The sequence below is a fragment of the Shinella sp. JR1-6 genome (assembly GCF_004284735.1).
In the GTDB taxonomy this organism is placed as follows: Bacteria; Pseudomonadota; Alphaproteobacteria; order Rhizobiales; family Rhizobiaceae; genus Shinella.
Genome location: NZ_SHMI01000001.1, coordinates 461,249 through 485,313 on the forward strand (window position 1 = coordinate 461,249; position 24,065 = coordinate 485,313).

General features: G+C 64.0%; 16 protein-coding genes. 12 read left to right on the forward strand and 4 right to left on the reverse strand.

Annotation, left to right across the window (positions count from 1 at the left end):
* The first annotated feature begins 433 nt into the window (after window positions 1-433).
* From EXZ48_RS02135 to EXZ48_RS02160, 6 genes are all read left to right on the forward strand, one after another.
* On the forward strand, window positions 434-1,519 hold the full coding sequence (locus EXZ48_RS02135) for an efflux RND transporter periplasmic adaptor subunit (protein WP_130514149.1): 1,086 nt from the start codon (window positions 434-436) through the stop codon (window positions 1,517-1,519).
* Window positions 1,516-2,589, forward strand: coding sequence for an efflux RND transporter periplasmic adaptor subunit (locus tag EXZ48_RS02140; RefSeq protein ID WP_130514150.1), 1,074 nt, complete (start codon window positions 1,516-1,518; stop codon window positions 2,587-2,589). The genes EXZ48_RS02135 and EXZ48_RS02140 overlap by 4 nt, the downstream gene beginning before the upstream one ends.
* Window positions 2,586-5,669, forward strand: coding sequence for an efflux RND transporter permease subunit (locus EXZ48_RS02145; protein WP_130514151.1), 3,084 nt, complete (start codon window positions 2,586-2,588; stop codon window positions 5,667-5,669). The genes EXZ48_RS02140 and EXZ48_RS02145 overlap by 4 nt, the downstream gene beginning before the upstream one ends.
* A 465-nt stretch (window positions 5,670-6,134) precedes the next feature.
* Window positions 6,135-7,352 (forward strand): polysaccharide biosynthesis/export family protein, encoded by a 1,218-nt coding sequence (locus tag EXZ48_RS02150; RefSeq protein WP_024270828.1) that lies wholly within the window; start codon window positions 6,135-6,137, stop codon window positions 7,350-7,352.
* A gap of 95 nt (window positions 7,353-7,447) precedes the next feature.
* Window positions 7,448-9,493, forward strand: a complete 2,046-nt coding sequence (locus tag EXZ48_RS02155) for a capsular polysaccharide biosynthesis protein (RefSeq protein ID WP_130514152.1) — start codon at window positions 7,448-7,450, stop codon at window positions 9,491-9,493.
* Window positions 9,494-9,669: 176 nt separating this feature from the next.
* A complete protein-coding gene (locus tag EXZ48_RS02160) occupies window positions 9,670-11,082 on the forward strand; it encodes a capsule biosynthesis protein (protein WP_050744066.1) in 1,413 nt (470 codons plus the stop codon).
* 85 nt (window positions 11,083-11,167) lie between these two features.
* Here the strand turns inward: EXZ48_RS02160 and EXZ48_RS02165 are convergent, their stop codons facing one another.
* The 4 genes from EXZ48_RS02165 to cysQ all read right to left on the reverse strand — a co-directional run bounded on the left by EXZ48_RS02165 (window position 11,168) and on the right by cysQ (window position 15,081).
* Window positions 11,168-11,851: an ABC transporter ATP-binding protein gene (locus EXZ48_RS02165; RefSeq protein ID WP_024270830.1), complete on the reverse strand. Its 684-nt coding sequence runs from the start codon at window positions 11,849-11,851 to the stop codon at window positions 11,168-11,170.
* Complete coding sequence (locus EXZ48_RS02170; protein WP_023517035.1) at window positions 11,851-12,642, reverse strand: ABC transporter permease; 792 nt, start codon at window positions 12,640-12,642, stop codon at window positions 11,851-11,853. The genes EXZ48_RS02165 and EXZ48_RS02170 overlap by 1 nt, the downstream gene beginning before the upstream one ends.
* Window positions 12,643-12,666: 24 nt before the next feature.
* Window positions 12,667-14,076 (reverse strand): capsule polysaccharide export inner-membrane protein BexC, encoded by a 1,410-nt coding sequence (locus EXZ48_RS02175; RefSeq protein ID WP_023512205.1) that lies wholly within the window; start codon window positions 14,074-14,076, stop codon window positions 12,667-12,669.
* A 192-nt stretch (window positions 14,077-14,268) separates the two neighbouring features.
* Complete coding sequence (gene cysQ / locus EXZ48_RS02180) at window positions 14,269-15,081, reverse strand: 3'(2'),5'-bisphosphate nucleotidase CysQ (RefSeq protein ID WP_130514153.1); 813 nt, start codon at window positions 15,079-15,081, stop codon at window positions 14,269-14,271.
* 197 nt (window positions 15,082-15,278) lie between these two features.
* On the opposite strand from cysQ, the gene EXZ48_RS02185 reads away from it, so the two are divergent.
* From EXZ48_RS02185 to EXZ48_RS02210, 6 genes are all read left to right on the forward strand, one after another.
* Complete coding sequence (locus tag EXZ48_RS02185) at window positions 15,279-16,529, forward strand: sarcosine oxidase subunit beta family protein (protein ID WP_130514154.1); 1,251 nt, start codon at window positions 15,279-15,281, stop codon at window positions 16,527-16,529.
* A gap of 7 nt (window positions 16,530-16,536) precedes the next feature.
* Window positions 16,537-16,812, forward strand: a complete 276-nt coding sequence (locus tag EXZ48_RS02190; RefSeq protein WP_130514155.1) for a sarcosine oxidase subunit delta — start codon at window positions 16,537-16,539, stop codon at window positions 16,810-16,812.
* Window positions 16,809-19,766, forward strand: a complete 2,958-nt coding sequence (locus EXZ48_RS02195; RefSeq protein ID WP_130514156.1) for a sarcosine oxidase subunit alpha family protein — start codon at window positions 16,809-16,811, stop codon at window positions 19,764-19,766. The genes EXZ48_RS02190 and EXZ48_RS02195 overlap by 4 nt, the downstream gene beginning before the upstream one ends.
* A 9-nt stretch (window positions 19,767-19,775) precedes the next feature.
* A complete protein-coding gene (locus EXZ48_RS02200) occupies window positions 19,776-20,330 on the forward strand; it encodes a sarcosine oxidase subunit gamma (protein WP_130514157.1) in 555 nt (184 codons plus the stop codon).
* Window positions 20,331-20,450: 120 nt separating this feature from the next.
* Window positions 20,451-22,877: an FAD-dependent oxidoreductase gene (locus EXZ48_RS02205; RefSeq protein ID WP_130514158.1), complete on the forward strand. Its 2,427-nt coding sequence runs from the start codon at window positions 20,451-20,453 to the stop codon at window positions 22,875-22,877.
* Window positions 22,878-23,162: 285 nt separating this feature from the next.
* Window positions 23,163-24,065 (forward strand): branched-chain amino acid ABC transporter permease, encoded by a 903-nt coding sequence (locus EXZ48_RS02210; RefSeq protein WP_024270832.1) that lies wholly within the window; start codon window positions 23,163-23,165, stop codon window positions 24,063-24,065.

Here is a 24,065-nt window from a genome sequence, read left to right on the forward strand (position 1 = left end):
TACGGTCGTTCGACCGATGTTTTTATTATAAATCGCTTTAGTAATATGAAATCATTTTTGTATTTTGCGCGTCATCGATCTGGCACACTTTCTGCTTTCTTCCTTGCAGGTCCAGAGGGGGCCGAAAGAGAAGCGTCCAACGAATGACGCTCCGATAAAGCCGTCGCGCAGCCCAGTGGGAACCGGAAAGGTTTCGCGGTTGCCGGCGGCTTTCTTGTCTGCACACGACGGCGAAGCTGCCGTTAGTGCGCTGAGAAATATGGCTTATTATATTCCTCTACCAAAGAATCTTCCCGGTTGGCTTTTTTGCCGGACTCCGCCACACTCGCTTGCGGCAAGACAGCGCCTGTAGAGGGTGCGGCTTGTCAGTCTGATCTTCGCGATATAATGAGGATCCATATTAAATGGGTATTCTGCAACGGTGGAGACGGCGATGACCTCAGCGGGTAATAGGGCGGGCAGGATGCTGCTGGCGGTGCTGGCGCTTTCCGTCGCCGTCTGGCCGGCATGGGCCGACAGCGCGGCGCGGCCGGTCCACACCGCCGCCGTGCATTTCGAAGAGCGCGAACAGACGATCAGCATTACCGGGGAAGTGGTCGCACGGGTGGAGACGGATCTCTCCTTCCGCGTCGGAGGCCGTATCACCGGTTGGTTCGTCGATGTCGGCGGTGCGGTCAAGGAGGGGCAGGTCCTGGCGCGGCTCGATCCCGAGGAGCAGCGGGCCGATGTCGAGGCGGCGGAAGCCGGCGTGCGCGCTGCGGAAGCACAGCTCAAGCTCGCCCGGGCCAATTTCGACCGCCAGAAATCCCTGCTGAGCGACGGCATCAGCACCCGCCGTGATTTCGACGATGCCGAAACGGCCCTGCGCACGGCCGAAAGCGCCCGTGAGGCGGCGATCGCCCAGCGTGACACGGCAAAGGAGGTGCTGTCCTACACCGAACTGCGTGCGCCCGCCGACGGCATCGTCACCGCGCGCCTGGCCGAAACTGGGCAGGTGGCGCAGGCGGCGCAGACCATGTTCACGATCGCCGATACCGGTCCGCGCGACGCCGTCTTCAATGTCTATGAATCGCTGTTCTTCGCCCGGCCGGCGGAAAATGGGGTGACCGTTACCCTGCTCAGCGATGACAGCGTGCGCACGACCGGCAATGTGCGCGAGGTCTCGCCGACAATCGACGCTGAGACCGGCACGGTGCGCGTCAAGATCGCCATGGACCGCACACCGCCGGAAATGACCCTCGGCTCCTCGGTCGTCGGCGTCGGCGCCCTGGCGCCGCGCCGGGTGGCGGTGGTGCCGTGGCAGGCGTTGTCGGCTGGGCTTGATGGCAAGCCGGCGCTGTGGATCGTCGACAAGGCGAACAGTACGGTGGATCTGCGCCCGGTGGAGGTCCTGTCCTTCGAGACCGATGTCGCGCTGCTTTCGGGCGGCATCGAGGAGGGGGAAACCTACGTTGCCGATGGCACGAAGCTGCTCCGTCCCGGCCAGACCGTCACCGCGATCGAAGGAGCCGCCCGATGAGGAAACATGTACCTCTCGCAACGGTCGTCATCGCTGCCATGGCGCTTGTCGGCTGCAAGAAGGAAGAAGAGGCGGCCGCACCGCCGCGTCCGGTTCTCTCCATGGTGGTCGTGCCCACCGCATTGCCCGGAACGCGCTTTGCCGGCACGGTGCAGGCCAAGGTGCAGGCTGCGCTCGGTTCGCGCGTTTCCGGCCGCCTCGTCTCGCGCACCGTTCATGTCGGCGATCTCGTGAAGAAGGGCGACGAGCTCGCCGTCCTCGATGCGACGGCCTATGAACTTGCCGTGCGCTCGGCCCGTGCCGAGCTTTCCAGCGCCGAGGCGACGCTTTCAAGCGCGATCGCGACCGAGGAGCGCCAGAAGACGCTGCTCCAGTCGAATGCTGCGGCCAAGGCCGCCGTCGAAAGCGCCGAACAATCCCGCGAGGCGGCCGATGCCGGCCTGACGCGAGCGAAGACGGCGCTGGTCAAGGCGGAAGAGCAGCTTTCCTACACCCGCATCCTTGCCGAATTCGATGGCGTCGTCGTGGCGACCGGTGCCGAGGTTGGGCAGACCGTCTCGCCCGGCGAAGCGATCGTCACGGTGGCGCGGCCCGACGAGCGCGATGCGGTGGTCGATATTCCCGAGACGGCGGAGGCCATCGCCCTCGGCAGTCGCTTCACCGTCTCCCTGCAGATCAACCCCGACGTCACCGTGAAGGGCATGGTGCGCGAGGTCGCGCCGTCCGCCGATGCCGTTACGCGCACGCGGCGGGTGAAGATCGCGCTGGAAAACCCGCCGAATACCGTTCGCCTCGGCACAACCATCACCGCCGAGCTCGAAGGGCCGCGCCTCACCGCCATCGTGATCCCTGAAACCGCCGTGTTTCGGAAGGACGGCAAGCCGAATGTCTGGCTGGTCGATGGCGAGAAGGGCGAGGTGCATCTGGTGCCGATCGAGGCAGGTCCCGTTGCTGGGCGCACGCTTCAGGTCACAGGTGGGCTGAAAGCCGGCGACCGGGTCGTCACGGCTGGGGTGAACAGCCTCGAAGAGGGACAGAAAATCAAGGTTGAAGACGAGGCAGGCCTATGAAGAAGTTCAACCTTTCGGACTGGGCGCTCGATCATGCATCGCTCGTCTGGTACTTCATGATCGTCTTCGCGCTGCTCGGCTTCTTCGCCTACCAGAATCTCGGCCGCGAGGAGGATCCTTCCTTCACCATCAAGACGATGACGATCAGCGCCGCCTGGCCCGGGGCCTCCGTGGAAGAGACGACGCTGCAGGTGACCGAGCGCATCGAGCGCAAGCTGGAGGAGCTGGAATCGCTCGATTTCACCCGCAGCATCACGACACCCGGCCAGACGCTGATCTTCGTCAACCTCAAGCCGACGACCCGTGCACGCGACGTTGCTCCCACCTGGGTGACCGTCCGCAACATGATCAGCGACATCAGGGGTGAATTCCCCTCCGGCGTCGTCGGCCCGGCCTTCAACGATCGCTTCGGCGATGTCTTCGGCAATATCTATGCCTTCACCGCCGATGGCCTCTCGCCGCGCCAGCTGCGCGACTATGTCGAGGATGCCCGCCGGCGCATCCTCACCGTGCCCAATATCGGCAAGGTCGATCTCGTCGGCGCGCAGGACGAGGTGATCTATCTCGAATTTTCGACGCGCCAGCTTGCCGCCCTCGGCATTTCCACCCAGCAGGTGGTGTCCACGCTGCAGGCCCAGAATGCCGTGGCCCCCTCCGGCGTGGTGCAGGCCGGCGGCGAGCGCGTCAGCGTGCGCGTCGGCGGGCAGTTCGCCTCGGAGGCGAGCCTTCGCGACGTCAATCTGCGCGTCAACAACCGCTTCTTCCGCCTCAGCGACATCGCAACGATTACCCGCAGCTACGAGGACCCGCCATCGGCGCTCTTCCGCTTCAACGGCGAGCCGGCCATCGGCCTTGCCATCGGCATGAAGCAGGGCTCGAACCTGCTCGAATTCGGCGCGGCGGTGGAAAAGGAGATCGAGCTGCTTTCCCATGAACTGCCGGTCGGCGTCGACGTGCACCTCGTCTCCGACCAGCCGAAGGTGGTCGAGGAGGCGGTGTCGGGTTTTACACGGGCACTGTTCGAGGCTGTCATCATCGTGCTCGCGGTCAGCTTCGTCAGCCTGGGTATCCGCGCGGGTCTCGTCGTGGCGCTGTCGATCCCGCTGACGCTCGCGATCACCTTCGTCTTCATGTATTACGACGGCATCTCGCTGCAGCGCATCTCGCTCGGCGCGCTCATCATCGCGCTCGGCCTGCTCGTCGATGATGCGATGATTGCCGTCGAGATGATGGTGGCGCGGCTGGAAATGGGGGATTCGCTCCGCAAGGCGGCGACCTATGTCTATACGTCCACCGCCTTTCCCATGCTCACCGGCACGCTGGTGACGGTGGCGGGTTTCATTCCGATCGGCCTCAACAACAGCGCGGCCGGCGAATTCACCTTCAGCCTCTTCGTCGTCATCGCCATCTCGCTCGTCGTCTCCTGGGTGGTCGCGGTCATCTTCGCGCCGCTGCTCGGCGTGACGATCCTGCCGAAGACGATGAAGAAGCACCACGAGCAGAAGGGCTGGTTCGCCCGCACCTTCGCGCGCCTGCTCGATACCTGCATGCACTGGAAATGGACGACCATCGTCGCGACCGTACTGGTCTTCGGCGTTTCCGTCTTCGCCATGCGCTTCGTGCAGGAACAGTTCTTCCCGTCCTCCGACCGGCCGGAGCTCATCATCGACTGGTCGCTGCCGCAGAATGCCTCGATTGCCGAGACCAATGCGCAGATCGCCAAACTGGAAGAGGAGAAGCTCAAGGGCAACCCGGACATCGAGCGCTGGTCTTCCTATGTCGGGCAGGGCGCGGTGCGCTTCCTTCTGTCCTTCGACGTTCAGCCACCGTCGCCGGCCTTCGGCCAGACGGTCATCGTCACCAAGGACCTGGAGGCGCGTGACCGGCTGAGGGCCGATCTCCAGGCCTATCTGCGCGAGACCTTCGTCGGCACGGACGCGCTGGTGAAGCTGCTCGACATCGGTCCGCCGGTTGGCCGGCCGATTCAGTACCGCGTCAGCGGTCCGGATATCCAGGAGGTGCGCAAGCAGGCGCTCGCCTTCGGCGAAGTCATCGGCAAGGACACCCGGCTCGGGGACATCGTCTACGACTGGAACGAGCCCGCCCGCGTGGTGAAGGTCGATGTTTTGCAGGACAAGGCACGCCAGCTCGGCGTCACCTCGCAGGACATCGCCTCCGCTCTGAATGGCGTCGTCGGCGGCACGGCCGTCACCCAGATCCGCGACGACGTCTACCTGATCGACGTCATCGGCCGGGCGCGGGCCGCCGAGCGCCAGTCCATCGAGACGCTGCGTCAGCTCCAGCTGCCCACGGCCAACGGCACCTCCGTGCCGCTCGCCGCGGTGGCGAACTTTCGCTACGAAATGGAGCAGCCCGTCGTCTGGCGTCGCTCCCGCCAGCCGACCATCACGGTCAAGGCAAGCATCACTGGCGGCGTGCAGCCGGCGACGATCGTCTCGCGGCTGGAAAAGGACGTTTCTGCCTTCCAGGCGAAGATGCCCTCCGGCTATGCGGTCGAGGTTGGCGGTACGGTGGAGGAAAGCGCTGACAGCCAGGCGCCTATCGTCGCGGTCGTGCCGCTCATGCTGTTTGCCATGGCGACGATCCTGATGCTCCAGCTCCAGAGCTTCTCGCGGCTCTTCCTCGTCTTCGCCGTGGCGCCGCTGGCGCTCATCGGGGTCGTCATCGCGCTGCTCGGCAGCGGGGCGCCGCTCGGCTTCGTCGCGATTCTCGGCGTGCTGGCGCTGATCGGCATCCTCATCCGCAACTCGGTCATCCTCGTCGTGCAGATCGAGGACCTAAGACGGGAGGGCATGCATGCCTGGAGGGCCGTGCGCGAGGCGACCGAGCATCGCATGCGGCCGATCATGCTGACGGCGGCCGCCGCCAGCCTCGCGCTTATCCCCATTTCGCGCGAGGTGTTCTGGGGGCCGATGGCCTATGCCATGATGGGCGGAATCATCGTCGGCACGGTGCTGACGCTGCTCTTCCTGCCGGCGCTCTATATCGCCTGGTTCCGTATCCAGCCGGAAGAGGCGGAGGCGCCTGTGCCCGAACCCGAACCTATCGAGGCGGTGTGAGGCAGCCCTGCCGGTCCTGCGCGGCGAACCCGTTCCGCGCAGGCGCGATGACCGCCACCCATATTTTTGCCCATCTCCCCCGTCACTGCTTTCTGCGCCCGGTCGCCCCCGGAAGGTCAGAGCCGGGCAAGGCATGTGCATAAACTGTGGGTTGGGAGGCGCCTTCGCTGTCGGGCGGGTGGAGGAAAAGTTGCGTTCTTTTTGTCGCACTCCTTCTGAAAAAGCTGGTGGAAAAAGTTGATTTTCAACGTCAAACGGCCCGCCGTCTTTTCAGACCGTAACGAATGTGCAAGGGATTTGCTCCATGGTGTCGGCGGGGGCCGCATGGGCTTGCGTGGTGGGACAAGGTTTGGTCATGGGACTTGACGAGACATTGGAACTGCATGTCTATGGCGCCCTGTCGTGGCAAGCGGCTGGCTCTTGCGCCGTGCCTTGTGAGGTACGGTCGAAGGGAAATGCTAAGTGATGATCGCAATTGAAGACGTGGGCACGCCGCGCAGGCTTTTGGGCGCATTTGCGCGGATTCTTGCGGCGGGTGCCCTGTTGACGCTGGCGGGCTGCGTGGTTCCGAGCGATGGCCCGTTGACCCACGAGGTCCTTTCGGCCGGCGCGGACGGCAAGTCCTACGAAATTCCCCAGACCAAGCTGATCTTCGACGTCGTGAATGTCGATCAGCGCGTTGCCAACAGTGTCAGCGCGGCCAAGCGGTACGGCCTGTCCAGCACCTTCGGCTTCGGCGGTGGCGGCGGCACGCCGGTCATCGGCGTCGGTGATCGCCTGGAAGTCACGATCTTCGAAGCGGGCCCGGACGGCCTGTTCTCCACAAATGATCGCAAGTCCACGACGATCCCCGTCATCGTGCAGCCGGATGGCCATGGCCAGATTCCCTATGTCGGTTCCGTGCGCTTTGCCGGCATGACGATCGATTCGGCGCGTGCCACGATCGTCGATGCGCTGAAGGCGAAGGCCGTCGAGCCCGACGTCATCGTTTCCATGGCCGGCAATGCCTCGCGCACCGTTTCCATTCAGGGCGACGTCAACAAGTCGGGCATCGTGCCGCTCGGCCTCAGCGGCCAGCATATCAGCGAAGTGATCGCCATGGCCGGCGGCGCTGCCAAGCCGCCCTATGATACCTATGTCAGCCTCAAGCGCGGCGGCAAGACGCGCAGCGTGCTGCTGCAGTCGGTCATCGACAATCCGAAGGACGACATCTACGTCAAGCCGGATGACCAGATCTATCTGACCTATGACCCGCAGACCTTCGCTGCACTCGGCCAGACGAAGAAGTCCGGCAAGATTCCGTTTGACGCGGCCAAGTTGAGCCTTGTCGAAGCTGCGGCGCTGGCCGGCGGCGGCAATGTCGCGACGGCCGACCCGAAGGGCTATTTCGTCTTCCGTTACGAGGACGAGAACGTTTACCGCACCGTTGTCGGTGATGATCGCTTCCGCGATCTCATCGCCCGCGGCATGGTGGCGGATTCGGAAGGGCGTTATCCGATCGTCTATCGCCTCGATCTCGGGGCAACGCAGAGCTATATCGTCGCGCAGAACTTCCCCGTTCGGAACAAGGACGTCGTCTATCTGGCGCGCCACGTTGCGACGGACCTTGCGAAGTTCCTGACGATCGTTTCCAGCGGTTCGAGCGCGGCCTACAATATCCAGCGCACGGCGGACCTGCTCTGACGGGTGGGATTCGGCCCGCTTGATGCGGTGATGCCTGTGCGGCGCTCCGGCATTGCCGGGGTCGCCGGCCTCGCGCGCTCCGCAGATTAGCCGGAATGGCTTTCGAGGACTGCATGGCCGGCAAGGCACGCAAAACCTATGCGCTTCTTTCCTTCGGCCTCTGGCAGCAGCGGGCAGATATCGCACGCCTGCTCGATGCGGAGATCGTTGCATGGCCCTTTGCCCTGCCCGGGCGGATCGACGGGTTCGTCGGCTGGGGACGCCGATCGTCCGGCCGGCGCGCGGTGCGGCTTGCGGCACGCGCCGGCAACGAGGCCATCACCCTTGAGGACGGCTTCCTGCGCGGCTTTGCAGCGGGGCGAGGGGAGCCCAGCCATTCCTATGTGGTCGACCGGGAGGGCATCTATTTCGATGCGCTCCATCCGAGTGGCCTCGAACGGTTGCTGTCGCAGCCGGTAACCGATGCCGCTGCGCTGGCGCGTGCGAGCCGGCTGATGGCGCAGCTGCGCGCCGCGCGCCTGTCGAAATACAACAACAGTCCAGTGCTGACGCCGGCAGCTGCCGGTGTGCCGCAAGGGCGGCCCTTTGTCCTGCTCGTCGATCAGGTGGCCGGCGATGCCTCCATTGCCGGGGCAGGGGCGAGTGCTGCGAGTTTCCGCGCCATGCTGGAGCATGCGGCCGCCCATCACCCGGGAAAGACCCTGGTCGTGCGTACCCATCCGGCGGCAGGCGACCGCAGCCTCTTGCGGCAGGCGGCAAGTGCGCTGGGTTTCGAGATCGTCGTGCCCCCGCGCATGAACCCCTGGCCCCTGCTGGAGGAAGCCGACAGCGTCTACACGGTGTCAAGCCAGCTCGGTTTCGAGGCGTTGGTGGCGGAGCGGCCTGTCCATTGTTTCGGCACCACCTACTATTCCGGTCGCGGCCTCACGGTCGATCATGGCCAGCTGCCGCCCGTCCGCCCGTCCGCCTCGCTCGAACAGGTCTTCCACGCAGCCTACATCGACTATTCGCATTATCTCGACCTGCACACGCGCCAGCCCTGTGCCCCGGAGCGGGCGGTCGAGCAGGCGATCACGGTGCGCGACCAGCGCGCGCGTATCGGGCGCAAGGTCTTTACGGCCGGCTTCTCGCCCTGGAAGCGCAGGGCCATGGCGCCTTTCCTGAAGGGCATGGCGGGTGACCCGGTCCATGCCCGCTCGATCGACGCGGCGGTTGCCGCAGCGAAGGCGGCAGACGGTGTCGTCGCGCTGTGGGGAAGCGATGTGGCGCTGCCGGCCGATGTACCGGCAATGCGGCTCGAGGACGGCTTCATCCGGTCCCGCGGGCTGGGGGTGAATCTCACCATGCCATCCTCCATCGCGATCGACGGGGAACATGTCTACTATGATGCACGGGGAGAAAGCCGGCTGGAGGCGCTGATCGCGCATGGTACGGTCGACGAGGACCTTCGGCGGCGGGCGAGCGACCTCATAGGCCTGCTGGTGCAGCGCGGTGTCTCCAAATACAATCTCGGCACGGCGGCCGACCTGCCGGCGGTTGCCGAAGGGCGGGTGAAAATCCTTGTGCCGGGGCAGGTGGAGAAGGATGCGTCCATCCGCTACGGCTCGCCCGTGGTACGCTCCAATGCCGACCTCGTGCGCGCGGCTCGGGCCCTGTTTCCCGATGCCTTCATCGTCTACAAGGCGCATCCGGATGTGGTTTCTGGCGTGCGTGATGGTGGCGCCGAGCCGCAGGAGGCCGATCTCGTCGCTCGCAGCGGCGATATCCTGCAATGGATCGGCTGGGCGGACCGGGTCGAGACGATGACCTCGCTGGCCGGCTTCGAGGCGCTCCTGCGCGGCAAGGCGGTCGGCGTCCATGGGGCGCCATTCTATGCAGGCTGGGGCCTGACTGACGATCGCTTGCCCATTCCCCGCCGCTTGCGCCGCATCGATCTTGAGGCCCTGGTGGCTGCAAGCCTTGTCCGATACCCGCTTTATATCCATCCTCTCAGTGGCTTGCCGTGCCGTCCGGAGGATTTGGTTGAAGAAATTTCGGGTGCCGCCATGAAATCGCCCGGAGTCGGGCGGAAGCTCTTTTTGTGTGCGGCGCAACAGATCAACCGCGTGGGGGTGTTGCTTCGCGACTCGCGGTTGCGGTAAAAGACGGTCAGAAACGTGGGAACACATCCGAGTCGCCGTCTTGTACGCAGCAGTTGTCTGTATGCCGGGGGATCGGCGAGAAAATCGGGGAGCATGGCAGATGCGGTTGCTAAAACGGCGCCTTTGTGCGAATACCATTCCATCCAGCAGCATAATTTGAGTTGAGCCGACCTGTCATGAGCGTACAGCATGATACCGATTTGAAGGCGGGTCGCTCCGACGCAGATGGCGTCGCTGGAGCGCGTGGATCGCGGCTGATCAATCTGGCGTTGCGCCGAAAGCTCTCCAAGCGGTTCCCTTCCAAGAGCGCACCGCGCGTTCTCTTCCTGCAGGGCCCGGTCGGTCCCTTCTTCCGCAAGGCTCAGGCGCTGCTCAATGACAGCGGTTTCGATGCCTGGCGTGTCTGTTTCAACGCCGGAGACCGGTTGTTCGCCCGCGGTGGTAAGAGCCTGCATTTCTCCGGAACGGCCGATGTCTGGCGGGACTGGTTTACCGAGATCGTCGGCGAGCATGGTTTCGATCATGTCGTGCTGTTCGGCTGCGAGCGCGAGATCCACAAGATCGCCATCGAGCAATGCGCCACGCTCAACATTCCCGTGCTCAGCCTTGAGGAAGGCTATATCCGCCCCGGCTTCGTCACGATGGAGGTTGGCGGCAACAACTGGCGCTCGCCGATCGCGGGTCTTCTACCTTCCGACAAGGATGACGAAAAGCGTCGCGAACGCACGCGCGGGACAAACTTCCCGTCGTCTTTCGGTGCCATGGCAACCTATGCCTTCACCTATTTTTCGGTGCGCGGCGTCTTTTCGACACTGAGCGAACGCAAGCTTTTCCACAAGCACAAGCGGTCTCTCGCGCCCGAGGCCTTCTACTGGATCAAGAACTACTACCGGAAGTTCCGCAATCTCGGCAGCAATTACCGCACGATGGAGCGGCTGCTTGAGCACCACGACAAGAAATATTACATCGTGCCGCTGCAGGTACATGACGACAGCCAGCTCGGCGCGGCGGCAAGCGGCTGGAACAACCAGAAGCTCATCCTGAAGAGCATCGTCTCCTTTGCGCGAAACGCGCCACCGACGCACCAGCTGGTGTTCAAGATCCATCCGATGGAGCGGGGACACAGCCAGGACAAGCAGTTCATCCGCCAGGTCGGCGTGCTCAACAACGTCTCGGATCGTATCCACATCCTCGACAGCGGTTCGCTGGGCCTGATGACGCGGCATGCGGCGGGCATGGTGACGATCAACAGCACGTCCGGCCTGTCGGCATTGCAGCACGGCATTCCGCTTGCCGTTCTCGGCCAGGCCTTCTACCGGCATCCCGCGCTCGCCTTCTGCGTCAACAAGGGTATCGAGCTGGACAGTTTCTGGTCATCCGGCCACGTGGCGCCGGTGGCGCAGCGGCGCGACTACCTGAACTGGATCGCGCAGGAATGCCTGCACCCCGGTGACTACTATGCCTATGAGGGCATCGAGGTTGCGGTGAATTCGCTGCTCGAGAAGCTGCGGGCGGTTGATGCGGCAGGCCGGGTGGTGGAACTGCCCGAGGCGTCCAACGTCATGCCCCTGCTGGCCCAATCGCAGTAGGCGGTGGCCGGGGCCTCCGCCCCGAGGTTTTCAGGAAAGCCGAGCGTCCCCAACATGGTTGCGGGACGCTTTTTTGTTTCGGAAATCAGGCCGAACGGCGCTGGCTGGCGGAAGTGCGAAGGATCTCTTCATGCACCTCGATCGCTTCCTCGATGTCGTTGTAGAAGGTGAGCTGGCCATTGTTCATCACGCCGCCGATGTCGCAGAACGAGCGCAAGAGGCCGGAGGAGTGGGAGACGAGAAGCAGGGTGGCGTTCTCGCGCCGCTCGTCGAAGACGTCCTTGCATTTCTTCTTGAAGGTGGAGTCGCCGACGGCGATCACCTCGTCGATCAGGTAATATTCGAAGCCGATCGCCATGCAGATGCCGAAGGAAAGGCGTGCCTTCATGCCGGCGGAATAGGTTTTCACGGGCATATCGAGATAGGGGCCGAGCTCGGAAAAGTCGGCGACGAAATCCAGAACCTTGGTGCGGTTCTTGCCGTAGATATCGGCAATGAAGCGGGTGTTCTGCGCGCCCGTCAGCTTGCTGTGCACGCCGCCGCGAAAACCCAGCGGCCAGGAAATCTTGCCTTCGCGCAGGATGCGCCCCGAATCGGGCATGTCCGCGCCGGAGATCAGGCTCATCAGCGTCGACTTGCCGGCGCCGTTGCGGCCGAGGATGCCGACATTGGTGCCGGGGCGGAAGGCCGCCGTGAACCGGTCGAGGATGACCTTCTTGCCGCCGCCCGGGCGAGGGAAGGCCTTGCTGACATTGTCGAAGATGATCATCAGTCTATGATCTTTCGGCGGAACAGGCGCTCCAGCACGAGCGCGGATGTGAGCAGCGCGGTCGAAAGCCCGAGCAGGTAGGGCTTGCTCAGCAGCGCGTGGTAATCGAGATAGGTCGACGTGCGGAACCATTCGACGCAGTGCAGGAACGGGTTCCACCACAGCACGGCCTGGAAGCCCGGCGGCATTTCCGCGGGCATGAAGAAGACGCCGGACATCAGCATCAGGGGCATGCTCAGCATGCTGAGGAAGGTGTCGTAGCGCGGTACGAGCGCGCTCATCGTTGCGTTAAACGCTGCGAAGGAGAAGGCGAAGTAGAGGATCGCTGCCATACCCTCGGCAAATTCGCCGGGATAGACGATGACGTCCCGGTCGAGCGAAATGGCGAGCCCGCCCATGAACACGGCGCAGATGATCATCCAGATCGTCGTTTCCAGCAGGAAGGTCGCCACCAGCGTATCGAGCGGCCTGACCAGCGGGTAGGTCAGCATCGGCTGGTTGCTCATGATGGCGCGTTCCGTCTTGCGCGAGATGCCGCGCGTCATGCGGAAGCCGAAGACACCGGCCAGGATGAACAACAACGCATTGTCGCCGAAGGGCACATGTGCCTTCAGCTGTGTGTGGATGAGGAGGAAGATGCCGACATAGGCGGCGGGCTCGGCCAGGATCCAGATGAAACCCAGCCGGCTTTCCCCGAAGCGCGTCACCGCGCTGCGAACGACCAGCGCAGCAATCACCCGCGCGTTTTCGCGCAGGGCATAGCTTAGGGGTTTTTCAGCGAGCAGAGCCATTCCGCCACTCTCTCCTCATCGCGATCAGATCGCATGATCCTTCACGGACCGGAAGGCGAAGTAACCGATCAGCCAGAGGCACGACGCCGCGGCGAGCATGATGAGCGTGTTGATAGCACCCAGCGGATAGAGGGCAATTTCCGGCTCGCGCGGCTGCACGTAGACGGCGAAGTAACGCTCCTGCTTCTGCGCTTCCTGCATGGCTGCTTCCAGTGCGGCAAGCGAGGTCGTATAAGCCTTGACGGCGAACTCCTGCTCGACGCTGAGCTCGGTGAAGCGGTCGATCATTTCGGGCAGGGCCCGGCCGGCATCCAGGCCGCTGCGTGTCGTCTTGTTGCTGCTGTCGTCGTTGGCGCCATCGCCGCTGATGCGCTTCTTCTGCTCGATCAGCTGCTCTTCCAGGGCGACGATCTGCCGCTCGATGACGCGGGCGGACGGCGCATCCTTGCTGACCGAATCGACCAGCGCCTTGTAGCGGGTGCGCAACGAAGCGAGTTCCTGTTCGAGCGAACTGATGATCGTGGCTTCCATCGTCGCAACCGCTGTCGGATCGACGGCCTGTTCGGAAATGCGCAGGTCTGTGATCTGCCCGCGGATGTTGCGCAGCCGCTCTTCCGAGCGTGCGACCTGCTGGTTGGCGACCTCGACGAACTGCCGGCGCGACTTTTCCGAAAGCGTGTTGACCAGGTTTTCCGAGACGGTGAGGACCGCGTCGGCCACCTTCTTCGCGTCCGACGGCGAGAAGGCGAAGACGCGCATCGTCACGTTGCCGGTCGTGGAATTGTAGCTGACATTGACCATGTCGCGCCAATAATCGCGAAACTCGTCGAGCGGACGGCTCTCGTTCTCGCGATAGAGGAAGTCGATGCTCGGGCGGGAATAAACGGTGCGGATGTCGACGCCGGTCTGCTCGCGGATGTCAGGCAGGATCTGCGAGGACTGGATGTAGTCGGCAACCACGTAGGAATCGCCCGACTGCGCGCTGTTTCCGACAAGCGCGGTCAGGCCGAGGGCGTTGAGCGAGGACGAGTTCGAGCCGCGCACCGAGAACTGGGTCTCGACCACGTATTGCGGGCTGGCGAGGAAGAGATAGTAGAGGCCCGTCAGGATCGTCGGCAGGACTGCGGCCAGCAGGAAGGAAATGATCGGCCAGGGAAGCTGTCGCTTCTGCTTGGGGATTGCGGGCAGGGTCAGGACGGAACTGACGAGGTCGGCGGGCTTGCGCGCGCGTATTTCCGCCCGCGATCCAAGATTCTCGTCGTCATCGATGGCCGGATTGACCGGACGCTTTGCTGCGCCCTGCTTGATCTTCACGACCTTCTGTTCTGTTGCGCGCTGGCGGGCCCGCTGCTTGGCGATTTCAAGCAGGCTGCTCGTGTTGTCGGCGACGTGGGTCGGGGTTTCCGCCACGAGGGGCGCTTTCTCATCTTTCACGTCGGCTCACTCTTTCCAACAGCAAACGGGGGCGTCGCCTAAATGCTTGTCGCCGCAACTTATTCGAAATTGCCTTTACAGACAATAAAAATGCCGCGGCGGCCCGGTGGTCGCCAACGCCGCCCGCAGGGCGAACGGGAGCGGAAAATCCACCCCCTCCGGTCGGCGCGCATTCCTCTTCGAGCAATCTGGTTATTTTGTGGTCGCCGCCGGCCCGTCGCTCCAGTCGGCACTTGCGGCGATGAAGTCCGGATTGGCAAAATCCGCGTCGTTCGCCTGCTGGATCTTGCCGTAGAGCAGGGGTGCGCCGTCAAGCGTGCGGGTATGCCCGCCGGCTGCACGCAGCACCGCGTCACCCGCGGCCGTGTCCCATTCCATGGTGCGGCCGAAGCGGGGATAGACGTCGGCGAGCCCCTCGGCGACGAGGCAGAATTTCAGCGAGGAACCGATCGCCGTGCAGGCGTCGATACCGTGGTCGTCGAGAAAGCGGGCCGTTTCGGGCGTGGCATGCGACCGGCTGGCGACCGCGGTCAGCGCGTTGCCGCATTTGCGGCAGCCGATGGGCTGGCGCCTGGAAATCGCGCCCTCGCCATCGACTTCGAAGCGTTCCGCCCGCTCGCCGTCGGCGATAAAGCCGGTCGAGAGCGCGGGCGCATAGACGATGCCGGCGACCGGCGCTCGATCGCGGATGAGCGCGATGTTGACGGTGAATTCGCTGCGCCCGGCAATGAACTCCTTGGTGCCGTCCAGAGGATCGACCAGGAAGAAGACGCCGCCCGAAACATCCGGCACGCGGCCGGCGGCCACAGCCTCCTCGGCGACGACGGGAATGTCCGGGAAATGCTGCTGGAGTGCGGCGAGAATCAGCCGTTCGGCCTCCTCGTCGGCCATGGTCACCGGCGACTGGTCCGCCTTGTACTGGACATCGGCCCCGGCCTTGTGGATGGCCATGATGGCGCTGCCTGCGGCCAGTGCCGCGCTTTCCAAGACTTGCCTCAATTCCATCCTGTCTGCCTGCATGGTTCCGGTCCGGCTTTCCTGCTGATGCCATAGCTGCGGGACGGCCTGAAAGCAAATGCGCCGTCTTTCCGGCCTCGATAGCAGCATGTGGACAGTCCCGGATCCCGGATGCGACAAGATGACGCCGGCCTTGCCGTTTGTGCTGCATATGCGAATGTGGGGCGACTGATGCAGGATTTCGCATGCGCTACTCCGCCCTTTCGATCTTCAAACAAGCCTTTGCCGGCAACCTCGGCTGGAAGCCCGCTTGGCGGGAGCCACAACCCAAGCCCCACTACGACGTGATTATCGTCGGTGGCGGCGGGCATGGTCTTGCGACGGCTTACTATCTTGCCCGCGAGTTCGGCATCCGCAACATCGCCGTGGTGGAGAAGGGCTATCTCGGCTCCGGCAATGTCGGACGCAACACGACCATCGTGCGCTCCAACTATATGCTGCCCGGCAACGAGCCGTTCTATGAGTTCGCGCTGAAACTGTGGGAGGGGCTGGAGCGGGAGCTGAACTACAATGTCATGCTGTCGCAGCGCGGCATCATCAGCCTTTACCACAATGACGGCCAGCGCGATCATTATGTCCGGCGCGGCAACGCCATGATGATGGAGGGCGTGGCGGCCGAGCAGCTCGATCGCGAGACGCTGAAGAAGATGCTGCCCTTCCTCAACTTCGACCACGCCCGCTTTCCGATCATCGGCGGCCTTCTGCAGCGGCGCGCCGGCACGGCCCGGCACGATGCTGTCGCCTGGGGTTTTGCACGCGGCGCGGACCGGCTCGGCGTCGATCTCATCCAGAACTGCGAGGTGACCGGCATCCGCAGGGAAAACGGTATCGTCACCGGCGTCGAGACGACGAAGGGCTTCATCGGCTGCAACAGGCTGGCGCTCGCCGCCGCCGGCAACACCTCGCGCGTCGGTGAAATGGCCGGGCTGAAGCTGCCGATCGAGAGTCACGTTCTGCAGGCCTTCGTCACCGAGGGGCTGAAGCCCTGCATCGACCACGTCATCACCTATGGCGCAGGGCACTTCTACATCTCGCAGTCCGACAAGGGCGGCCTCGTCTTCGGCGCGGAGATCGACGGTTATTCCTCCTATGCCCAGCGCGGCAACCTTGCGACCGCCGAACATGTCATGGAGGAGGGGGTGACGATGATCCCCGGCCTATCCCGCGTGCGGGTGCTGCGTGCCTGGGGCGGCGTCATGGACATGTCGATGGATGGCTCGCCGATCATCGATCGCACGCCGATCGACAATCTCTATCTCAACTGCGGCTGGTGCTACGGCGGTTTCAAGGCGACGCCGGCCTCCGGCTTCTGCTTTGCGCATCTCATCGCCAAGGGGGAGAGCCACCATGTGGCGCGCGCGCTCAGGCTCGATCGTTTCGAGCGCGGTTTCCCCATCGACGAGGCGGGTGCGGGCACCCAGCCGAACCTGCATTGAGGATGCCATGGCGAGCCTGATTTCCTGTCCTCATTGCGGGGTGCGCCCCAAGGAAGAGTTTTCGATCCGCGGCGATGCGACCCCGGCCCGCCCGGCGCCGATGGCTTCGGACGAGGCGTGGCACGATTATGTTCATGTCCGCACCAATCCACGCGGGCGTATCCGCGAACATTGGCAGCATGTCACCGGCTGCCGGCGCTGGCTGGTGGTGGAACGGGACAACTTTACCCACGAGGTGTTTTCCGTGACGGATGCCGCCACGGCGCAGGGAGGCGCGCAATGACCGCCTATCGCCTCGCCTCCGGCGGCCTCATCGACCGCAGCAACACCATCGGCTTCACCTTCGACGGGGCGAACCTTTCGGGCCATGCCGGCGATACGCTCGCCTCGGCGCTTTTGGCCAACGACCGGCTGCTTGTCGGCCGCAGCTTCAAGTACCATCGCCCGCGCGGCATCGTGACGGCCGGGCCGTCGGAGCCGAATGCGTTGGTCACCATCGGTACGGGCGCGCGGCGCGATCCGAACACGAAGGCAACGGTCGCCGAGCTCTATGACGGCCTTGCGGCCACCAGCCAGAATCGCTGGCCGAGCCTCGCCTTCGATATCGGCGCGGTGAACGACCGCCTGTCGCGTTTCCTGTCCGCCGGCTTCTACTACAAGACCTTCATGTGGCCGGCCGTCTTCTGGGAAAAGGTTTACGAACCTCTGATCCGCCGCGCCGCCGGCCTTGGCCGCACGGACCTTCCGCGTGATCCCGATGCCTACGAGAAGAGCTGGGCGCATTGCGACCTTCTCGTCGTCGGCTCTGGCCCGGCGGGGCTCGCCGCGGCGCTGGTCGCCGCCCGCTCGGGGCTGCGTGTGATCCTTGCCGAGCAGGATTTCGCCCTCGGCGGGGCGCTGCTTTCGGAAACGACCAGGCTTGACGGTGAGGCGTCGTTCGTCTTTGCCCGGCACGCGATCGACGAATTGCAGGGGCATCCTGGCGTTACGCTGTTGTCCAGGACCACGGTCTTTGGCTGGTATGACGACAATGTTTTCGGTGCCGTCGAGCGGGTGCAGAAGCACAGCGCGACGATCGACGCGGCAAGGCCGGTCGAGCGCCTGTGGCGCATCGTGGCGAAGCACGCGATCCTCGCCACCGGTGCGGAGGAGCGGCCGCTGGTCTTCGGCGGCAATGACCGGCCCGGCATAATGATGGCGAGTGCCGCCAGCACCTATGCCAACCGGTTCGGCGTCGCCGCCGGCCGGTCGGTGGCGATCTTCACCAACGGCTCGTCCGGCTACCGCACGGCTGCAGACCTTTCCGCGCAGGGTGTGCCGGTTGAGGTGCTCATCGACAGCCGCACGGAGGCTGCGGACCGAGCGCCCGATGGTGTGCGGGTCATGCGTGGCGGCAGCATCGTCGATACGAAGGGGAGCAAGCGTCTCCGCGCCGTGGTTGCTGATCGCGGCGGCTTCGAGGAATTGATCCCCTGCGACGCCCTGGCCATGTCCGGAGGCTGGAGCCCGGTCATCCACCTTGCCTGCCAGCGCGGCGGCAAGCCGGTCTGGTCGCAGGCCCTGCAGGCGTTCCTGGCGCCGGACGCGGGCGACGGCCTCGTCATGGCCGGTGCCGCGGCGGGGCACTATCGGTTGTCCGAATGTTTCGAGGACGGTGCGCGCAAGGCGGCCGCCGTCGTGGAAATGTTTGGCCGCCCTGTTGCCGGCTTCGAGCGTCCCGTCGTCGGCGAGGAGATCGATCCATCTTTCACGGCGCTCTGGCATGTGCCGGGCGCCAAGTCGAAGGCCTTCGTCGACTTCCAGAACGACGTGCACGGCAAGGATCTCGGTCTTGCCCTTCGCGAAGGCTTCGGCCATGTCGAGCATGCCAAGCGCTACACGACGAGCGGCATGGCGACGGACCAGGGCAAGCTCGGCAACATCAACGCCATCGGCATCCTGGCCACGATGCGCGGCGTCAGTCCCGCCGAGGTGGGCACCACCACCTTCCGGCCGTTCTATTCGCCCGTCTCCTTCGGCGCGCTCGCCGGTCCCGCGCGTGATGAACATGCGATGCCCGCCCGCCGCTCGCCGCTGCATGGCTGGGCGACCCGGCACGGTGCAGTCTTCATCGATGCCGGCCTCTGGTATCGCTCTTCCTGGTTTCCGAAGGCTGGGGAAAAGACCTGGCGGGAAAGCGTCGATCGCGAGGTCCGGACCGTGCGCGAGCATGCCGGCCTCTGCGATGTCTCGACGCTCGGCAAGATCGAGGTCTTCGGCCCGGATGCCGCCGAGTTCCTGAACCGGCTTTATTGCAATCCCGTGCTCAAGCTTCCCGTCGGCAAGGCTCGCTACGGGCTGATGCTGCGCGAGGACGGTATGGTCTATGACGATGGCACGGTGAGCCGGCTGGCCGAAGAGCATTTCCTGGTGACGACCACCACGGCCATGGCCGCGGGCGTGCTTTCGCATATGGAGTTTGCCGCACAGGCCCTCTGGCCGGAGCTTCGCGTTCGCTTCCTGTCGGTCTCCGACCAATGGGCGCAGATGTCGATTGCCGGGCCGAAGGCGCGTACGATCCTGCAGGCCGTCGTCGAGGACGATCTTTCCGATGCAGCCTTCCCGTTCCTCGCCGCGCGTGAGGTGCGGCTGAAGGGCAATCTGAAGGCACGGCTCTTCCGCATCTCCTTTTCCGGCGAGCTTGCCTATGAGCTGGCGGTGCCGGCAAGCTATGGCGAAGCGGTGGCCGACGCGCTGATGCGGGTGGGCGCACCGCACGGCCTCTGCGCCTATGGTGTCGAGGCGCTGAACGTGCTGCGCATCGAGAAGGGCCATGTCACCCATGCCGAGCTCGACGGTCGCGTGACGCCCGACGATGCGGGCCTCGGCCGCATGATGGGCACCGGCAAGCCGGATTTCATCGGCAAGCGGCTCTCCACCCGCTTCGGCCTGACCGCCGCCGACCGCGCCCAGCTCGTTGGCTTGAAGGCACTGGAGGCGGACAAGGACATGCGCGCCGGCGCGCATCTTCTCAAGGACGGTGCCAAGCCTTCGACGATCAACGACCAGGGCTGGGTCAGCTCCGTCTGCTTCTCACCGACGCTCGGCACGCATATCGCGCTTGCCTTCCTGAAATCAGGGCGCGAGCGCTACGGCGAGAAGATCGTCGTCTGGGACCAGCTGCGCGGTGTGGAGACATTTGCCGAAGTCTGCGATCCGGTCTTCGTCGATCCGGAAAACCGAAAGCTGACGGCGTGAGGTAAGACCATGGCTTACGAGTATCAGGCAGTACACGCGCTGGACGGCACGATCGGCGCCGTCCCCGGCGAGCGGACCAACCATCTTGCCGTGCACCGTGCCACGGCCATCGCCGTGGTGCTGGCGGCACGCGGCCACGGTGCCGAAGCGGCCGGCATCCTCGTCGCCGACGGTGCGTTCGAGGCCCGCTTCTGCGGCCCGGGCGAATGGCTGGTGCTGTCGGAGGTGCATGCGCCGGAAACGCTGGCTGCCGAACTGTCCGTCCGGCTCGGTGCCTTCGCCTTCGTGGTCGACCAGAGCCATGGCCGCGTGGCGCTTACCCTGTCCGGCCCCGATGCGGCACGCATCCTTGCGAACGGTATCGCTGTCGACCTTCATCCGGAGGCCTTCGCCGTCGGGCGCGCTGCGAACGTGCTGTGCAACCATCTCTCGGTCAATCTCGCCCGCACCGGTGCCGATCGTTTTGATCTTGTGGTGATGCGCAGCTTTGCCGAGGCACTGGTCGCCGATCTCAAGGTCATGGCGCGCAGTCACGATCTCTCCGTCGATTTCGCCACGCGCTGACAAAAACATCCGGAGCGACATGGCGCTTCGCACCTCGGGCTTGCCGGGCGTCGGGGGAACCCAATAGGCTGCATTCGCGCCGCATTGAATTCCCTTCAACCCGGAAAAACCGGAGTTTTCATGAAGAGCCATGCAAGGGTCGTCGTTATCGGGGGCGGCGTTGTCGGCTGCTCCGTCCTGTATCACCTCACGAAATTCGGTTGGACCGATGTCGTGCTCGTCGAGCGTTCGGAGCTGACCTCCGGCTCGACCTGGCACGCAGCCGGCGGCATGCACACGATCAACGGTGATCCGAACGTCGCAAAGCTGCAGAAGTACACGGTGGAGCTCTACAAGGAGATCCAGGACTATTCCGGCCAGGACATCGGCCTGCACATGACCTCGGGCATGATGCTGGCATCGACCAAGGATCGCTTCGACTGGATGAAGTCGATCCTCGCCAAGGGCCGTTACATGGGCCTCGATGCGCATCTCCTCACGCCGAAGGAGGCGCATGAGCTGATGCCGCTGCTTGATCCGGACCAGTTCGTCGGTGCGGTCTTCGATCCCGTCGAGGGCCATCTCGATCCCTATGGCACGACACACGCCTATGCGAAGTCCGCAAAGAAGAACGGCGCCGAGATCTATCTGCATACCAAGGTGGAAGATCTCGTGCAGCGCGAGGACGGCAGCTGGCGCGTCATCACGGACAAGGGTGAGATCGTTGCCGAGCATGTGGTCAATTGCGGCGGGCTCTGGGCGCGCGAGATCGGCCGCATGGTCGGCCTCGAACTGCCCGTGCTTGCCATGGAGCACATGTATCTCATCACCGAGGACATGCCCGAGGTCATCGAGTTCAACCGGACCACCGGCAAGGAGCTGATGCATTGCGTCGACTTCGACGGAGAGATCTATCTCCGCCAGGAGCGCAACGGCATGCTGATGGGCACCTATGAAAAGGCCTGCCGGCCTTGGTCGCCGCTCACCACGCCGTGGGATTTCGGCCACGAGCTGCTGGAAGAGGACATTGCGCGAATCACCCCGGAGCTGGAGGTCGGCTTCCGGCACTTCCCGGCCTTCAACAAGGCCGGCATCAAGAAGATCATCAACGGACCCTTTACCTTCTCGCCCGATGGCAATCCGCTCGTCGGGCCCGTGCGCGGCATGACGAACTTCTGGTCGGCCTGCGCCGTCATGGCCGGCTTCAGCCAGGGCGGAGGCGTAGGGCTTGCGCTCGCCAACTGGATGATCAACGGTGATCCCGGCTTCGACGTCTTTGCCATGGATGTCGCGCGCTACGGTGACTATGCCACGCTGGCCTATACCAATGCCAAGGTACGGGAAAACTATTCGCGCCGCTTCTCGATCCGCTATCCGAACGAGGAGTTGCCGGCCGGCCGGCCGCTGCAGACGACGCCGATCTATGACAGGCTCAAGGCGGCCGGTGCCGTCTTCGGGGCATCCTATGGCCTGGAGCAGCCGCTGTGGTTCGCGCCTGCCGGCGTGGAGGACCGGTTCTCCTGGCGCCGTTCGACGGATTTCGAGACCGTTGGCGCGGAAGCCCGTGCCGTGCGCGAGAGCGTCGGCCTGATGGAGACCTCGGGCTTTGCGAAATATGCGGTGAAGGGGAGGGCGGCGGCGGCCTTGCTCGACCGGCTGCTCGCCTGCCGCCTGCCGGAAACCGGGCGCATGACGCTTGCGCCCATGCTGAAGGATGACGGGAAGCTGATCGGCGACTTCACGCTTGCCAAGCTCGGCGAGGGGGATTTTCTGCTGATCGGTTCGGGGATCGCCGAAGACTACCATATGCGCTGGTTCGAGACGCACCTGCCGCGGGATGGCTCCGTCACGCTGGAGGCGCTGAACCTCTCGCTTGTCGGCCTTGCCATTGCCGGGCCACGGGCGCGCGATGTGCTGGCAAAGCTGACGCATTGGGATGTTTCAAACGCGGCGTTTCCCTTCATGGCGGTGCGCCGGATGGATCTCGGCATGGCGCCGGCCATCGTCGGGCGCGTCAGCTATACCGGCGATCTCGGGTACGAGATCTGGATGAAGCCGCAATACCAGCGCTATCTCTACGATCTCATCCTCGAAGCCGGGGCCGAGTTCGGCATCCGCCTGTTCGGCCTAAGGGCGCTGAACGCCCTGCGCCTCGAAAAATCCTACGGCAGCTGGTCGCGCGAGTATCGCCCGCTCTACGGTCCGGCGGAGGCCGGGCTGGAGCGATTCGTGGCCACGGGCAAGGCGGCGGAGTTCATCGGCAAGGACGCGGCGCGGGCTGAGCGGGAAGCGGGCGGTGCACTCCGCTTGCGTACCTTCGTCCTTGCGGCGAAGGATGCCGATGTGATCGGCGACGAGCCCATCTATCTGGATGGTGCGGTGCGCGGCTGGGTCACTTCGGGGGGCTATGCGCATGCGGCCGGCCTCTCGGTCGCGGTCGGCTATGTGCCGAAGGAGATCGCCGATGTCGAATCCGGCTGGTCGATTGAGCTTCTGGGCGAGATGCTGCCGGCGCGCCTGCAGCCCGAACCGCTGTTCGACCCATCCGGCGCGCGTATGCGCGGCTGATTTGCTCTCGCTTACATGGCGTCGTGCCAGATCGGCACAGCGCCGTTTGCGACTTTCGTGCATCTTTTTGGGCAAAAGCGCCGCGCTTCGTGCCGAAATTTTGGTTTTCCTGGCGTCAAACGCGCCATTTAACCGTTCTTGCTAAAGAAATTGTCGATCCGGGCTTTTTGGGCTTCCCTTTTGTATCGAAAGCGGTATGGAATCCGGACTGTCAAACAAGCTCGAAAAAAGAGCAGACAAGAACAAGAGATGCGGCCCTCAGGAACCGCATCCGGGGGATAGCAAATGGAATACTTTGTCCAGCAGCTCGTCAACGGGCTGACGCTTGGATCTATTTATGGTTTGATAGCCATCGGCTACACCATGGTTTACGGCATCATCGGCATGATCAACTTCGCCCATGGCGATATCTTCATGCTCGGCGGGTTTGCCGCTCTCATCGTCTTTCTCGTCCTCACCAGCGTGTTTGTCGGCCTTCCGGTCGTCATACTTTTGCTGGTCATGATCGCTGCGGCCATGCTGACGGCATCGCTGTGGAACTGGACGATCGAAAAGGTGGCCTACCGGCCGCTGCGCGGCTCGTTCCGCCTGGCGCCGCTGATCACCGCAATCGGCATGTCGATCGCGCTGTCGAACTTCATCCAGGTCACGCAGGGTCCGCGCAACAAGCCGATCCCGCCAATGGTGTCGTCGGTCTACAACGTCTTCGGCATCTCGATCTCGCTGAAGCAGCTGATCATCATGGTGCTGACGGTCATCCTGCTGGCGACCTTCTGGTACATCGTCAACAAGACCTCGCTCGGTCGTGCCCAGCGCGCGACGGAACAGGATCGCAAGATGGCGGCCCTGCTCGGCATCGATGTCGACCGGACGATTTCCGTGACCTTCATCATGGGCGCCTCGCTCGCTGCCGTCGCCGGTACCATGTACCTGATGTATTACGGCGTGACCGTCTTCACCGACGGCTTCATTCCGGGCGTCAAGGCCTTCACGGCTGCGGTTCTCGGCGGTATCGGCTCGCTTCCGGGCGCCGTGCTCGGCGGTCTGCTCATCGGCCTCATCGAGAGCCTGTGGTCCGCCTACTTCACCATCGACTACAAGGACGTCGCGACGTTCTCCATCCTCGCCATCGTCCTGATCTTCAAGCCGTCCGGTATTCTCGGACGACCGGAAGTCGAGAAGGTTTGA